Source organism: Pedobacter sp. 22163, from assembly GCF_052045595.1.
In the GTDB taxonomy this organism is placed as follows: domain Bacteria; phylum Bacteroidota; class Bacteroidia; order Sphingobacteriales; family Sphingobacteriaceae; genus Pedobacter.
Genome location: NZ_JBQEPM010000001.1, coordinates 1,050,190 through 1,064,998, shown reverse-complemented (window position 1 = coordinate 1,064,998; position 14,809 = coordinate 1,050,190). Strand labels below are relative to the sequence as shown.

Here is a 14,809-nt window from a genome sequence, read left to right as displayed (position 1 = left end):
CTGGCTTGGTCAGATTTGATGATGACTTGGGGGTCAATAAGAAAGACGACCTTGTGCAGGATGTTTTCCCAAAGTTATTATTCTCGCAAACTGAAGCATAGCTTAAATAATATTTGATGCCAAAAAGAAAGAGCCCTTCGGCGGCGGCGAGCCGAGGCAAGACCGTGGTGTATGGCAAAGAAATCAATTATACGTCACTCATATTGATTTTTAAAAAATAAATTACCCCCTCTGTGTGATAGAAATATTATATGAGTAAAATAATTGTATCAAATTTAAACAGGCTCTTAGTCTTGTTAAATATTTAAAAACCAATCCTCGTTACATGTTGTTTTTTTAATGAAAAGGTAAAAGCCACATCAGTACAAAAACAAAAGAGCGGCTTCTAAATCAGCTGAAACATCAGCATTAACAGTATTCATTCTAAAATTTAAGAAGATGAGAACGATACACACCATTTTTATTGCAGCAGCATTTTTGGCATCAATATTAACTGCTTGTCAGAACCCTTCAGATAGGGCTAAAGGAAATCACCAGAAAGATTATGAAGATACGACTAAAAAAAGCGCTGCTGATTCAGCTGCAGCACAGCCGCGCGTAAATCCGGAAGATACGGTTAGGAAGTACTAATCAATAAAGTCTTTTTGGATGGTAAGTTCCCAAAATAAACAAGGGTCGATAAGTAGTGATAAAACGAAGAATTGGCTTTAGTAAATTTTGTATTTTACCCCTGTTTTTAGGGGCTAAGTACGCGAAAAAACAATGTTGAAAACCACGTTTTGTGCTGTAGGAGGCTAATAGCAAGCATTTTTTATTTTTCTATAATTTGCGATTGTACACCTAACACTAAGACGTTAAAAAAAATAATTAAATTGTAAATGGAGCGTCCCCACCGGGTTATAACGTTCCGTCAATTTAATGGAAATCTCAAATCTTCTTGTATATCTCTCTGAGCGTTCGCCCCGGCTTTTCTTTATATTCGATCTGAACGAGGATAGATTTATCTACATGAACCCATCTTGCATGACCTTCTTCGGTTTAGCGTCTATAGACATACGTTCGAGGCTTTTATTGCATATGGTACATCCTGAAGACCGGCGTTATGTACTTTTCAAGTTAAGAGAATGTATTGATGGGAATACGGTAAGCGATGTTGAGTGCAGAATACAGCGTTCTGATAACGAGCGCTGGTTGAGCACAACGCCTTATTTACTCAATGAAAACGGGCAGCATCTTTTGATTGGGATTGCTGAAGATGTTACCAATTACAAGGAAATTGCCGAAGTACTCAATAACCACAATAGTAAAAAAAATGCCATACTTAATATTCTCGCACATGATTTGGCTGGGCCTATAGGCGCTATTGGCAATATTTCGGACCTGCTGGCAAAGGGGGCCAGAAGATTCGAAGATCCTTCTATTGACCGTTACATCGCGTTGATTGACAGGATTACCAAAAAAAGCCTCAAATTAATTCGCGACTTTCTGAACCAGGAGTTTCTGGAGACAGCAGATGTACAACTGGTTAAAAAAAGAGTAGAATTGGTGAGCAAGATCTCCCTGGCTGGCCAGGAATATTTCGATATGCAGGACGGTTTACAGATTACTTTTTCCTGCCGTTCAAGTAAAGAGCGTATTTTTGCCGAAATTGATGAGGATAAATTTATGCAGGTGATCAATAACCTGATCTCCAATTCACTTAAATTTACTCCAAAAAACGGCAGCATAGACGTCTATCTCACAGAAAGCAAAAAACAAGTCCTGATCACAGTTGCTGACAACGGAATCGGTATTCCAAAAAAATATCATACTACACTTTTTGAGAAATTTACCAATGCCCGAAGGAGCGGTTTAAACGGCGAACAGTCTACAGGCCTTGGCATGTCAATTATCAAAACTATTATTGAATGGCACAAAGGGAAAATCTGGTTTGATAGTGAAGAAAATAAGGGAACAAAGTTTTATATTGAACTTCCAAAAGTGTAAGCCCTTGCCAACATGGGATAAAACTTACTTTTCTAGGGCATGCAAAGCGCGTGTCAAATATTTAGCCCCTTATTATTGAGAAAAGCTGCGCTTTTAAATAACAACAAGCTAGGATTTACCATTTTTTTTATTTTTAGCTAGTCTTGGCGTATCTGTTAATTTTTCTTCTGAAAGTTTTTTAGCAGAATCAATTGAATGGGAGTGGTGGATATCTTCTCCCTTTTCTGCCATATCAGAAAGTTTCGCATAGTATTTATGCAATACATCCAGTTCTGCCTCCGAAAGATCTTCAATATCAACCATACGGTTACTTGCATGTCTGCTGGCCGCCAATAACTCATTAAGTTTTAACTGTATGGCCTTCGAATCTTTATTCTGGGTTTTTTGGATCAGAAATACCATTAAAAAAGTAATAATTGTTGTTCCGGTATTAATGACCAGCTGCCAGGTATCCGAATAGTTGAAAATAGGGCCGCTAATGCCCCAAACTAGGATAATGCCAACAGCTATGGCAAAGGCGCTTGCACTTCCGGTCCAATAGGTAATCTTGTCAGATATACGCTCAAAAAAGTTTTGCTTGTTTGTCATATTCTTTAGTAATAAGTCTAAGGCTTTGTTTTTGTTTATATAAACAGCCGAAAATTTAAGATGGTTTTCTTTTTTGTCTTCTTCTTGCTGGCCTTGGAGGTGTAAATAATCAGGCCGTCTCTTTTTTTAAGCTGATAAAATATGTTGACACTGGGCCTGCTTAGAAACATTTAATTGAATGTTAACCGGTGTTGTAACCACATATTTAACTGTTAAATAAATCAAACCTGTAACAGTTTTACCTTGTTTATTTAATGAAGCACAAGTTTTAAAACGAAGGTTGCGCTTCTTGCAGAAAATAATTCGAAGGTTTGAACTTAAAACTTAAAACAATGGAAAACAAAAAAACAGATCAGCAGGACAGTGAAAATAAGGTTGGTATTGTACCGCATTCGCAGATTGAGGCAAGTGATGCGGATAGTGCTTATCAGGACGAGGCTTCTGCCAGGGAATTATCAAAACAGGCGGCAAAATCTGATTCGGATACAGACAGCGCAGAAGATAAGGGAACTTCTCATCAGGATTAAATTTTTTAAAACAGTAAACACAATAGCATGGAAAATAGAAAACATTTTGCATTGATTACAGGTGCAAGCAGCGGAATTGGCTATGAACTGGCCAAACTTTTTGCAAAAGATGGCTTTAACCTCATTATTGTTGGCCGGGAAGAAGCAAGATTGAAACGTGCAGCAGCCATTTTTGAAGCGGACGGAATTGAGGTAATCACTATGATTGCCGACCTGTCTGAACGGGATGCGGCTTTTGACCTATATGAAAACATACGTACAAAAAATGTACAGGTAGATGTATTGGTAAACGACGCCGGACAAGGGGTTTATGGTAAATTTACAGATACCGATCTAAGTAAAGAATTAAAAATTATCCAGCTGAACATTGCTTCTTTGGTAACCTTAACCAAATTATATTTAAAAGAGATGGTAAAACGGGGAGCAGGGAAGATCTTGAATGTTGCATCGGTTGCAGGAAAGTTGCCTGGGCCTTATCAAGCCGTTTACCATGGCACAAAAGCATTTGTGCACTCTTTTAATGAGGCGGTACGTGCAGAAATAAAAGATTCGCCAGTTACCATAACCTCTCTACTACCTGGCCCCACAGATACCGACTTTTTCAGGAAAGCTGATATGATGGATTCAAAAATAGTACAGGAAGGAGAATTAGCTGATCCTGCAGAAGTAGCTAAAGATGGCTACGCGGCTATGATGGATGGAAAAGACATGGTCGTATCAGGATTTAAGAACAAACTGCAGGTAGCCATGGGGAATATTACCCCTGATAGCAAATTAGCTGAGCAAACAGGTAAAATGCAGGAGCCGGTAGATGATAAGCCCCGGAGTACGCCATAATAGCTTGCTTTAAGGCTTTTGCGAATTGCGGCATATTCTTCATCAAAATCTGTCAAAACTTTGGTCTGTTTTTTTTTGTTTCCATTAAAAAGGGCTTTAATGGGAATAGACATACAAAAAAGAAGTATTGGGTTAAATTTTAACGAAAGCGGGAAGGCAGAAATAAGGGTTTGGGCACCGCTTGCAGAACAGGTTTCTGTGTTAATAACAGAAAGCGCTGCGGTTATTGATCTATTTAATGAAGGTTATGGATATTGGTTTTTGCAAACTGATCAGATCAAGCCACTGGAAACTTATAGCTTTAAAATCAGTACCCGTAAAGACGGGAAGGAACTTGTGCGTTCAGATCCAGCCTCATTATTCCAGGCCGAAGGACCGCAAGGGGTATCAACAGCTTTTGATCTGAAAAGTTTCCCTTGGACAGATAACAATTGGCAGGGAATTGCACTGAAAGATTTCATCATTTACGAACTCCATACCGGAACTTTCACACCTGAAGGAGATTTTGCCGCAATCGAAAAAAAACTCGATTACCTTGTTGAGCTTGGCATTACCGCTATTGAGGTTATGCCTGTTGCACAATTTTCAGGCGGCAGGAATTGGGGTTATGATGGTGTATTTCCTTTTGCCGTACAAAATACCTATGGTGGTCCTCTGGCATTACAACAACTGGTTAATACCTGCCATGCCAAGGGGCTGGCCGTAATCTTGGATGTGGTTTATAACCATGTGGGGCCTGAAGGGAATTATTTTGCAGATTTCGGCCCGTATTTTACGGATAAATACCATACGCCCTGGGGGCAGGCCATTAACTTTGATGATGCAGGCTGCGATGCGGTAAGGGATTTCTTTATCGAAAATGCACTAATGTGGTTCAGGGATTTTCACATCGATGCGCTTAGGCTAGATGCGGTACACGCAATTAAAGATTTTAGCCCTGTTCATATTCTGGCAGAGATTAAATCGCATACCGAAAAACTTGCTCAGGTAACCGGCAGAACTTATGAACTGATTGTTGAACTTGACCTGAACGATGGCCGTTTTATCAGGCCGCAAAGCGAGTATGGCTATGGTATGGATGCCCAATGGATAGATGAATTTCACCATGCGTTGAGGGTTTGTGCAGGTCAGGAACAAAAAGGTTATTATTCGGATTTTAACGGAGTGGATGATCTGGCTAAATCTTTTAACAGCGCTTATGTGTACGATGGACAATATTCACCCCATAGGCAGAAAAAGTTCGGCGAACCCGTTGGCGATGTTCCAGGTAATAAATTTGTTGTTTTTTCACAAAATCATGATCAGATCGGTAATCGCATGCTGGGCGAACGGACTGCTACATTGCTGAGCTTTGAAATGTTGAAAGTGATGGCTGCTGCCGTTTTTTGCAGCCCCTTTTTACCCCTGATATTTATGGGAGAGGAATGGGCAGAAACCAATCCTTTCCAGTTTTTTGTAAGTCACAGTGATCACCATCTGGTAGAAGCCGTTAGAGAAGGCAGAAAAGCGGAGTTTTCGGCTTTCCATGAGGATGAAGCCATGCCCGACCCACAAAGCGAATCAACTTTTCAGCATTCAAAACTGGATTGGCAAAAACTGGAAGTGCCGTTAAACCTTAAAATGTTGTCTTATTACAAAACATTGATTGCACTCCGAAAACAAAATGAGGTGCTTGCAGATGTAGATCGAAAAAACGTTAAAGCAGTAGCTTACCCAGAAAAAAAATGTTTAATGCTAGAACGGTGGAAGGGTACACAAAAAATAATGGTGCTGTTTAACTTTTCAGATCAAAAGCAAAACCTTTCAATCGGCGAAACAGTTCAAGATTGGACCGTGTTGCTTAACTCTTCTTCGTTCGTTTGGAACGGACCTAACGAAGAAATAAACAGCTTGCCTCCCGGTGAACAGATTACCCTATTTTCAGAATCAACTCTTATTCTTTCTAAAAAAGATGTATAAACCAAGCGCCACTTACCGGATTCAGTTCCACAAAGACTTTAACCTGAAATCTCTTGATCGTATTATCCCATACCTAATCGAACTGGGAATAAACACATTGTATGCATCACCCATTTTTGAAGCCGTTCCCGGCAGTATGCATGGTTATGACGTAGTAAATCCATTAAAGATAAATCCCGAGATCGGTACCGAGGCAGAGTTGTTAAATGTCTCTAAAAAACTAAAAGCAGCAGGGATTGGATGGCTACAGGATATTGTTCCCAACCACATGGCCTTTCACCCTGGTAATACCTGGTTAATGGATGTGCTTCAAAAAGGCAATGCCTCAGATTTTGCCAGGTTTTTTGATATCGACCTGGAAAAGGGCGATGGACGCTTAATGGTTCCTTTTTTAGGTGAGGAGCTTGATGAGGCCATAAAGCAGGAGAAATTACAGCTCAAGAAAGTTAAAGGCGAATATTACCTGTGTTATGGTGAAACCAATTGGCCCGTTAATGCTGATACACATAAAATGCTGGCTTTACTCGATTTTAGGAAAATTAACAGCAATACAGCTGTTTTAAAACAGATTGTTAACGATCAGCATTACCGCTTGTGTAATTGGCAGGAAACCGATCATAAAATCAACTACCGAAGGTTTTTTACAGTCAATAGTCTCATCTGCCTGAACATGCAACATCAGGAAACATTCGATCTTTATCACCGCTATATTTTCGAACTGATTGATAAAGGGGTTTTTCAGGGACTGAGAATCGATCATGTAGATGGGCTTTATGATCCCAAAGGCTATTTACAAACGCTCCGGAAGTCAGTTGGAAAGGAAGTTTATATTGTAGTGGAAAAAATTCTGGAACAGGGAGAGCAGATGCCGTTGGACTGGAAGGTACAGGGAAATACTGGTTATGATTTTATGGCAATGGTAAACAATCTTTTTACCAATAGGCAGGCCGAGAAACCTTTTACCAGACTTTATAGGCGGGTAACCGGAAAAAAACTCGATCCATCTCAGCTGATCTATGAAAAGAAACATAATATATTGTTTAAACATATGCAGGGTGAATTGAATAACCTGTTTGAAATGCTTTTGCCACTTAAACCGCCTGGTTTTTCTACTGTTGAAAATGCAGAACTAAAAGAAGCGCTAGGCTGTCTCCTCATCCGCATGCCTGTATATCGGTATTACAATTATAGTTTCCCGCTTTCAGAAATCGATGAAAAGAAAATCAGCAGCCTGTTGATGCCCCTCATTGGTGATAAAAAACTGGGTAAAGCAGGAGAATTGTTAGCTGTCATATTTTTAGAAAAACCCCGAAATGCAGATCCTGCGTATAGACAAAAGGTTGGTCAGTTTTTTCAACGCTGTATGCAGTTTACCGGTCCGTTAATGGCAAAGGGGGTTGAAGATACGCTGATGTTTACCTACAACCGTTTTATTGGCCACAGTGAAGTTGGAGATGCTCCGGATGCATTTGGGATACCGCTTGATGGGTTTCATAATGAAATGCTGAATCGCCAGCAGCACTGGCCGTTGAGTATGAATGCGAGTTCTACCCACGACACCAAAAAAGGCGAGGATGTAAGGGCCAGATTGAATGTGCTTAGTGATCTTCCTGAGGAGTGGAGCCTGCTGGTTGAACAGCTTAAGCGTATTTTTAGTAGTTTACAGCACAAGGTGCCAGCCTATAAACAGTTACACGACAATGATGTTTATCTGCTTCTGCAGACCATTATCGGGGCCTTTCCTTTTCTGAAAGATGATGAGCATGACATTGATAGCCGTTTAGCACAGTTTATTGTAAAAGCGTTGCGGGAATCCAAAAAACGGTCAGACTGGGCAAGTCCGGATGAGGTTTACGAGCATAAACTGAATAAGTTTTCGCAGGTTATTTTAAACGAAAGGCTGGAAAGCGGAAAATTGATCAAAGACTTTTTGAAGCGGATTTCAGATTTTGCAATAATCAATAGTTTAGCGCAGCTTACTTTAAAATTTACCTGCCCTGGTGTTCCGGATATTTATCAGGGAACCGAATTATGGGATTTAAGCCTTGTTGATCCTGATAACAGAAGACCTGTTGATTATAACAGCAGATCCAAAATGATGGAGGATCTGGAAACACCTGCTGACTATAAAAAACTTTGGGAAGACAGGTTTTCTGGAAAGTTGAAAATGTGGTTAACCAAAACTTTGCTATTGATCAGAAAATCCGAAGCTGATGTTTTTGAACTTGGTACCTATATACCCTTAACGGTTGAAGGTAAGTATAGTAAGCATATCTGTGCTTTTGCTAGGAGGTATAAACAGCGCTGGATAATAACGGTTGTTCCCCTTGGTTTTGCCAAATGCTGTAAAATCCAGCATGTACCTAGTATCGATTTCGATTGGGAAAATACTGCAATTATTTTACCGCATGAGGCGCCCTTAACATGGGAAAATTTACTTACCGGGAAAAAAGGGGCTAAGGATCCGTTACAGAGGGGTATACTCATCGGCCAGCTGTTCAACGAAGTTCAATTGGCGGTGATCAGGTTAACCCCTAAAAAAAATGAACGTTCTGCCGGGGTTTTGATGCACATCAGTTCCTTACCATCCAGTTTTGGTATCGGCGATCTGGGCCCCAGTGCCTATAAATTTGTAGATTTTCTTTATGCTTCGCGGCAAAGCTATTGGCAGATTCTGCCGCTCAATCCGGTAAAAAAAGAGAACGGTTATTCTCCTTATTCCAGCAGTTCTGCTATGGCCGGAAATACCATGCTCATTAGTCCGGAAGTTTTATTCGAGGATGGGCTTTTGAGTAAAAACGATCTTGATGCTTTCCTGTTACCAGTTACAGCACAAGTTGATTTTGAAAAAACAGCAGAAATGAAACAGCGTGTTTTAGCTAAGGCCTATCAGCGCTTTAAAAATATAGGTAACAAGAAACTGGTTGCAGGCTACAACTCGTTTTGTAAGGCTGAAGAGGGCTGGCTCACTGATTTTTCTATTTATACCCATTTAAAACAGTTTTATAAAAATAGTGAATGGTTTAACTGGCCGGAAAAATTTAAGTCTAAAAATAAAAAGGCAATTGCTGAATATGAAAAAAAATACCTGGCCGAGCTTGAGGAAATAAAATGGAGCCAGTTTATTTTTTACCGTCAATGGTACAAATTAAAAGCATATGCAAATAAAAAGGGAATAAGATTGATTGGCGATCTTCCATTTTATCTGGACTACGATGCGGTTGAAGTATGGGCAGAACCTCAAAATTTTCTCCTCGATAAAAACGGAAACAGAACTGTTGTTGCGGCGGTACCTCCAGATTATTTTAATGAAAAAGGGCAGTTGTGGGGAATGCCGATATACAATTGGGAGCGGATGGAACATGAGGGATTTAAATGGTGGAAGAACCGGCTTAAGAAAAGCAGAAAAATATACGACCTTGTGCGTCTGGATCATTTCAGGGCTTTTGCAAGTTATTGGCAGGTTGCAGCTGATCATGATGATGCCGTAAATGGTACCTGGCAACCCGGGCCCGGTGCTCAATTTTTTAAATCCATGAAAGGAAAATTCGGCGAACTTCCTTTTATTGCCGAAGATCTTGGCGAAATTACCGAAGATGTTCTCCATTTAAGAAAACAGTTCGGCTTGCGGGGCATGAAGGTAATACAGTTTGCCTTTGGCGAAGACCTGGCAGTTTCGCCCCATATTCCGCATAATTTTGATTCGGTGAATTTTATTGCCTATACCGGAACCCACGACAACAATACAACTTTGGGATGGTTTAAAAATGAAACAGACGAAGCGCTTCGAAAACGGCTATCGAACTATGTGGGGAGTGTGGTTGATGAAAAGAATATTAATATGGCCATGATCAGGCTTTGCTATTCTTCAATTGCGGAAATTGCAATAATCCCCATGCAGGATATTATGCACTTGGATGATACCGCTAAGATGAATACGCCGGGTAAAGCATCCGGTAACTGGGCGTGGCGGGTGGATGAAGGATATATTGCCGAAAAAACGATAAACTGGTTGAAATCAGAAACCGAACTTTACGGACGCTAAATTGTAAAATACCTGGTTATCCCTTAGGCTGTTGTGAACTTTTTGACCGTTAAAAGTACTGTGCCCAAAAAGAGAAGTAGTCCGCCAGCCAAGTATTTACGGTGCGCCTTAGGTCTTCCAGGCATTCCCCAGCCGCCATGTATGGCATTACCAAAAGGAAGCGGAGAGAAAATATTGCCATTTGTTTTTTCGATGTCAGGTGCATTTTTTAAGTAACTACGGATCACCACTCCGGTTATACCCCTTGTAATTGCCGGAAAAATGGCATAAGATAGGCGGAGCAGTATAGAAGTACTTCCAATCATCGTTTGCGGTTTCGGTTGCTTAGAAAGTTTAAGTATGCTTATCGCAACACGCATCGGATCGTAAACCGGTGGTGCAGGTTTTAAACTTTTTCCGGTATAATTTGCCGCATGTTGGATCCCTGGTGTATCTAAAAATGCCGGGAAGGCATCACAGATATAAATATTGGGGTATCTGGATAATTCTGTTTTAAGGGCTGCACTAAAACCCCTCAAACCAAATTTGCTTGCAGAATAGGCCACACCGTAAGGTACAGGAAGAAAGCCACCAATAGAGATATTGTTAATGATGATACCTGATCCCTGTTTTTTAAAATATGGGAGTACAGCATGAGCTCCGTTCATGTAGCCTAGCAGATTGGTGCGCAGCACCTGCTCCGAAACTTCCATTGGTGTAACATCAAATTCGCCTATAGCAAGTACACCGGCATTATTTATCCAGATATCTATTCCAGGTCCAAAATTATCGGCAGCTGCTGCCAGATTAATTACCTGTTTGTAATCAGATACATCTGCTTCAACTGTTAACACTTCTGTACCGAATAATTCACATTCTGTGGCCAGTGATGTGAGTTCGTCCATATTGCGGGAAGAGATCACCAATTTATCTCCATTCTGAGCAAATACTGTAGCCAATGCTCTGCCGGCACCGCTCGAAGCGCCTGTAATTACAACCGTTCTTTTTTCCTTCATCATTATTGTACAACCCATTCTGCCCGAAAAATGTTTTTTGTTATTCTTTAATTCAAATTAGCTAAACTTTAACAGATTTTTCATTGTTGTTTATTTACCATAGGCTGTTTATGAAGGCTTTATTTAATTTATCTACATAAAATTTAAACTATGAAAGCAGCAGTATTCCACAAACCTGGCGATATCCGGGTAGACAATGTACCCGATCCGGAAATTCTTGATCCCAGGGATGTAATCCTTAAAGTAACGTCAACCGCAATCTGTGGCTCCGATCTGCACATCTTAAGCGGTGCAGTTCCGCAAAAAGAACCATTGGTTATGGGGCATGAATTTATGGGGATAGTGGAAGAGGTTGGCGCCTCCATTACGAACCTGAAGCGAGGCGACAGGGTAATAGTTCCCTTTCCCATTGCATGTGGTAAGTGTTTTTTCTGTACTCATGAAGCTTCACCTGCTTGTGAGAATTCGAACTTTAAAAACTATGGGCCAAATGGTGATATGATGAGCCAGAAGGGCGGTGCACTCTTTGGTTATACCGATCTTTATGGTGGCTACTCAGGTGGCCAGGCACAATATGTGAGGGTGCCTTATGCCGATATTAGTCCACGTATTGTTCCCGATCATTTAAGTGATGAACAGGCACTGTTTCTTACAGATATTTTTCCAACTGGTTGGTCGGCCATTGATTGGGCGCAGTTAAAAGGAGGAGAAGTAGTCGCCATTTTTGGATCAGGACCGGTTGGGTTAATGGCACAAAAAGCAGCCTGGATAAATGGTGCCAGCCGGGTAATTGCAATTGATCCTTTAGATTATAGGCTCGAAAAGGCAAAGGCGGTAAACAAAGTTGATACGCTGAACCCACATAAAGTGGATGTAGTGGAGGCGATAAGGGAAATGACAGGCGGACGCGGAGCTGATGTATGTGTAGATGCGGTAGGATTTGAGCCCGAACGTAGCTTTATGGATAAGGTAAAGGCGACCATCAATTTTGAAAAAGGTTCCATAAAAGTGCTCGAAATGTGCTTTGAAGCTGTTCGCAGAATGGGAACAGTATCTATAATGGGTGTTTATGGTTCACCTTACGATAACTTTCCGCTCTTTAGAATTTTCGACAAGGGTATTACCATCAAACAGGGCCAGGCACCCGTACTTAACTATATAGATAAACTTGTTGGTTTGGTAAATGATGGAAAGGTAGTGCTTGATGATATTATTACCCATACCCTTCCCCTTGATCAGGCAGCACACGGCTATAAGATCTTCGATGAAAAGGAGGAGGATTGTGTAAAGGTTGTTTTAAAGCCCTAATAGCTATTTAAAAAAATGAAATTCTTCATTCATTAGCACATCTATCCTTAAAACAACATGGAAAAACTCATTGAACAGCTTAAAGCATTTTTAGGAAACAGAATTATGGATCTGAAGATAAAGGGACCAGCCGAAGTTGATATTCTGATTGATGACAAGCAGCCCTTAGAACCCCTGGCATCTGAACTGCGGAGCCATATTATAGAGATTGTTGACGAAAATACATTGGCAAAGATAAACCTTGTACGCGCCGACGGCACATTGGCCGATAGTTTTTCCCTCAACCAGTAATGCATTAATCGCAGAAAAAAATTAAATGTTAACAGCCCAAAAAGAGGCTTAAGCTAAAAAAAAATGGACAAGAAAACACCAAAAAGAAAAAATAAACCTGCCCAGCCGGAAAATGGTAAGACGGCCAAACTGGAATCTTTTGTAGCAGATTCGACAGGCGAATTTTTAACAACTAACCATGGGGTCAAGATTAATGATGATCAGAATTCGCTCAAAGCCGGGGAAAGAGGAGCAACACTTTTAGAGGATTTTATCCTCCGTGAGAAAATTACACATTTCGATCATGAACGCATACCCGAAAGGGTAGTGCATGCCAGGGGTTCTGCTGCACATGGTGTTTTTAAGGTATACGAAGACATGTCTAAGTTAACCAGGGCTGCGTTTTTATGCGATCCGGGAGCAGAAACTCCGGTGTTTGTTAGGTTTTCAACCGTAGCCGGCTCCAGGGGATCGACAGATCTGGCACGTGACGTAAGGGGTTTTGCCGTAAAGTTTTATACCCAGGAAGGGAATTTTGATCTTGTAGGCAATAACATGCCTGTATTTTTTATTCAGGATGCGGTTAAATTTCCAGATCTGGTTCATGCAGTAAAACCAGAGCCTGATAATGAAATGCCGCAGGCCGCTTCGGCTCACGATACTTTTTGGGATTTTATTTCTCAGATGCCCGAGTCGTCGCATATGATTATGTGGCTGATGAGTGATCGTGCAATACCAAGGAGCTACCGCATGATGGAGGGCTTTGGCGTACATACTTTTAGATTTGTAAATGCCAATGGTGAAGCCAGTTTTGTGAAATTCCACTGGAAGCCACTTTTGGGTGTTCATTCGGTAGCCTGGGATGAGGCACAGAATATTTCAGGCAAAGACCCCGATTTTCATAGAAGGGATCTTTGGGATGCCATTGAGGCCGGCGCCTTTCCAGAATGGGAACTTGGTGTGCAGATCATTCCTGAAGCTGATGAGTTTAAATTTGAATTTGATCTTTTGGATCCTACCAAACTGATTCCTGAAGAACTTGTTCCTGTGCAGCGTATTGGTAAGATGACACTCAACAGAAATCCCGATAACTTTTTCGCGGAAACTGAGCAAGTTGCTTTCCATGTTGGCCATGTTGTACCAGGTATCGATTTTACCAATGACCCGCTATTGCAGGGCAGATTGTTTTCTTATACCGATACCCAGCTAATCCGATTAGGAGGTCCAAATTTTCATGAAATCCCGATTAACAGGCCTGTAATTCCGGTGCATAATAACCAACGCGATGGCCATATGCGCCAAACAATCAACAGGGGTAAAACCAGTTATGGTCCAAACGGGCTCGCCGCAAACGATCCAAGGCAGGTAACGGCTGCACAAGGTGGCTTTGTAAGTCATAATGAGGCAATTGATGCCAGAAAGATCCGCGCAAGGAGCAGAAGTTTTTTTGATCATTTTTCGCAGGCCCGCTTGTTCTTCAATTCACAGAGCAATGCCGAAAAAAACCACCTTATCGATGCCCTTAGTTTTGAACTCGGCAAAGTAAAAGCCATTCCTGTAAGGGAGCGTATGCTGGCTGTATTAATTCAGATAGATAAGGGCCTGGCTGGGGCAGTTGCGCAGGCATTAGGTTTGCAGATTCCAAAAATTCCTTTAGCTGACCTTAACAATAGCTTGCCAGCTGATGGAAAAAGGAAGGATTATGCTTCTGTAAATCCTAAGGGAAGCCTTGCAAGGTCTATCGCGCTAAGTATGGCCACAACGATTAAAGATACCATTAAGTCAAGAAAAATTGCAATCCTTGCTGCAGATGGAGTAAATGAGCAGACACTCAGCAAAGTTAAAGATTTCCTGGTTGCACAGGGAGCGGTGGTGCATATTATAGCGCCAAGGTTGGGTGAAATTATTTCGGCAGGTGGTAAAAATGTCGCAGTGGATGAAAGTCTTCTAACAGCAGCATCCGTCCTTTACGATGCGGTATATGTGCCTGGGGGTGCTAATTCAGTCAATGCACTTAGTGGAGAAGCCAATGCCATTCATTTCTTAAATGAGGCTTTTAAACATTGTAAGGCAATTGCAGCCGACAAACAGGCGCTCCAGGTGTTGGAATCTACTTATTTCGCTAAAAAGCTACCAGCAGAATATAGTAACGGTACTGCATTACGCGAAGGAATTTTAATTACCGAGGATATTGCAGCCCTTACAAAGACTTTTGCAGAAATGATTGCCTTGCACCGCTTTTGGGACCGTGAAATTCAAAGAAAAATACCAGCATAATTTAAGTTACAAACCAA

11 protein-coding genes are annotated in these 14,809 nt (G+C 41.1%); 9 read left to right on the top strand and 2 right to left on the bottom strand.

Features of this window, described 5'->3' with window-relative positions:
- The first annotated feature begins 438 nt into the window (after nt 1-438).
- Both ACTJKN_RS04360 and ACTJKN_RS04355 read left to right on the top strand, forming a co-directional pair.
- Entirely contained in the window at nt 439-630 is a 192-nt protein-coding gene (locus ACTJKN_RS04360; protein WP_440822984.1) for a hypothetical protein, read from the top strand.
- A 288-nt stretch (nt 631-918) separates the two neighbouring features.
- Nucleotides 919-1,986: an ATP-binding protein gene (locus tag ACTJKN_RS04355; RefSeq protein WP_440822982.1), complete on the top strand. Its 1,068-nt coding sequence runs from the start codon at nt 919-921 to the stop codon at nt 1,984-1,986.
- Nucleotides 1,987-2,094: 108 nt separating this feature from the next.
- On the opposite strand, the gene ACTJKN_RS04350 is transcribed toward ACTJKN_RS04355, so the two are convergent.
- Nucleotides 2,095-2,574 (bottom strand): low affinity iron permease family protein, encoded by a 480-nt coding sequence (locus ACTJKN_RS04350; protein ID WP_440822980.1) that lies wholly within the window; start codon nt 2,572-2,574, stop codon nt 2,095-2,097.
- Nucleotides 2,575-2,906: 332 nt separating this feature from the next.
- Between ACTJKN_RS04350 and ACTJKN_RS04345 the strand changes: the two genes are divergently transcribed.
- From ACTJKN_RS04345 to treY, 4 genes are all read left to right on the top strand, one after another.
- A complete protein-coding gene (locus ACTJKN_RS04345) occupies nt 2,907-3,101 on the top strand; it encodes a hypothetical protein (RefSeq protein WP_440822978.1) in 195 nt (64 codons plus the stop codon).
- A gap of 27 nt (nt 3,102-3,128) precedes the next feature.
- Nucleotides 3,129-3,938, top strand: a complete 810-nt coding sequence (locus tag ACTJKN_RS04340) for an SDR family NAD(P)-dependent oxidoreductase (RefSeq protein ID WP_440822976.1) — start codon at nt 3,129-3,131, stop codon at nt 3,936-3,938.
- Between the two features lie 99 nt (nt 3,939-4,037).
- Nucleotides 4,038-5,897: a malto-oligosyltrehalose trehalohydrolase gene (gene treZ / locus ACTJKN_RS04335; protein WP_440822974.1), complete on the top strand. Its 1,860-nt coding sequence runs from the start codon at nt 4,038-4,040 to the stop codon at nt 5,895-5,897.
- Complete coding sequence (gene treY / locus ACTJKN_RS04330) at nt 5,890-9,942, top strand: malto-oligosyltrehalose synthase (RefSeq protein ID WP_440822972.1); 4,053 nt, start codon at nt 5,890-5,892, stop codon at nt 9,940-9,942. The genes treZ and treY overlap by 8 nt, the downstream gene beginning before the upstream one ends.
- Nucleotides 9,943-9,965: 23 nt before the next feature.
- Here treY and ACTJKN_RS04325 read toward each other — a convergent pair whose 3' ends face one another.
- Nucleotides 9,966-10,955 carry an SDR family oxidoreductase gene (locus tag ACTJKN_RS04325; RefSeq protein WP_440822970.1) on the bottom strand — a complete coding sequence of 330 codons (990 nt, stop codon included), beginning with the start codon at nt 10,953-10,955 and terminating at the stop codon, nt 9,966-9,968.
- 132 nt (nt 10,956-11,087) lie between these two features.
- On the opposite strand from ACTJKN_RS04325, the gene ACTJKN_RS04320 reads away from it, so the two are divergent.
- The 3 genes from ACTJKN_RS04320 to ACTJKN_RS04310 all read left to right on the top strand — a co-directional run bounded on the left by ACTJKN_RS04320 (nt 11,088) and on the right by ACTJKN_RS04310 (nt 14,792).
- Complete coding sequence (locus ACTJKN_RS04320; RefSeq protein ID WP_440822968.1) at nt 11,088-12,245, top strand: zinc-dependent alcohol dehydrogenase; 1,158 nt, start codon at nt 11,088-11,090, stop codon at nt 12,243-12,245.
- Between the two features lie 57 nt (nt 12,246-12,302).
- Nucleotides 12,303-12,536, top strand: a complete 234-nt coding sequence (locus ACTJKN_RS04315) for a hypothetical protein (RefSeq protein ID WP_440822966.1) — start codon at nt 12,303-12,305, stop codon at nt 12,534-12,536.
- Between the two features lie 63 nt (nt 12,537-12,599).
- Nucleotides 12,600-14,792: a catalase gene (locus ACTJKN_RS04310; RefSeq protein WP_440822964.1), complete on the top strand. Its 2,193-nt coding sequence runs from the start codon at nt 12,600-12,602 to the stop codon at nt 14,790-14,792.
- Nucleotides 14,793-14,809 lie beyond the last annotated feature (17 nt).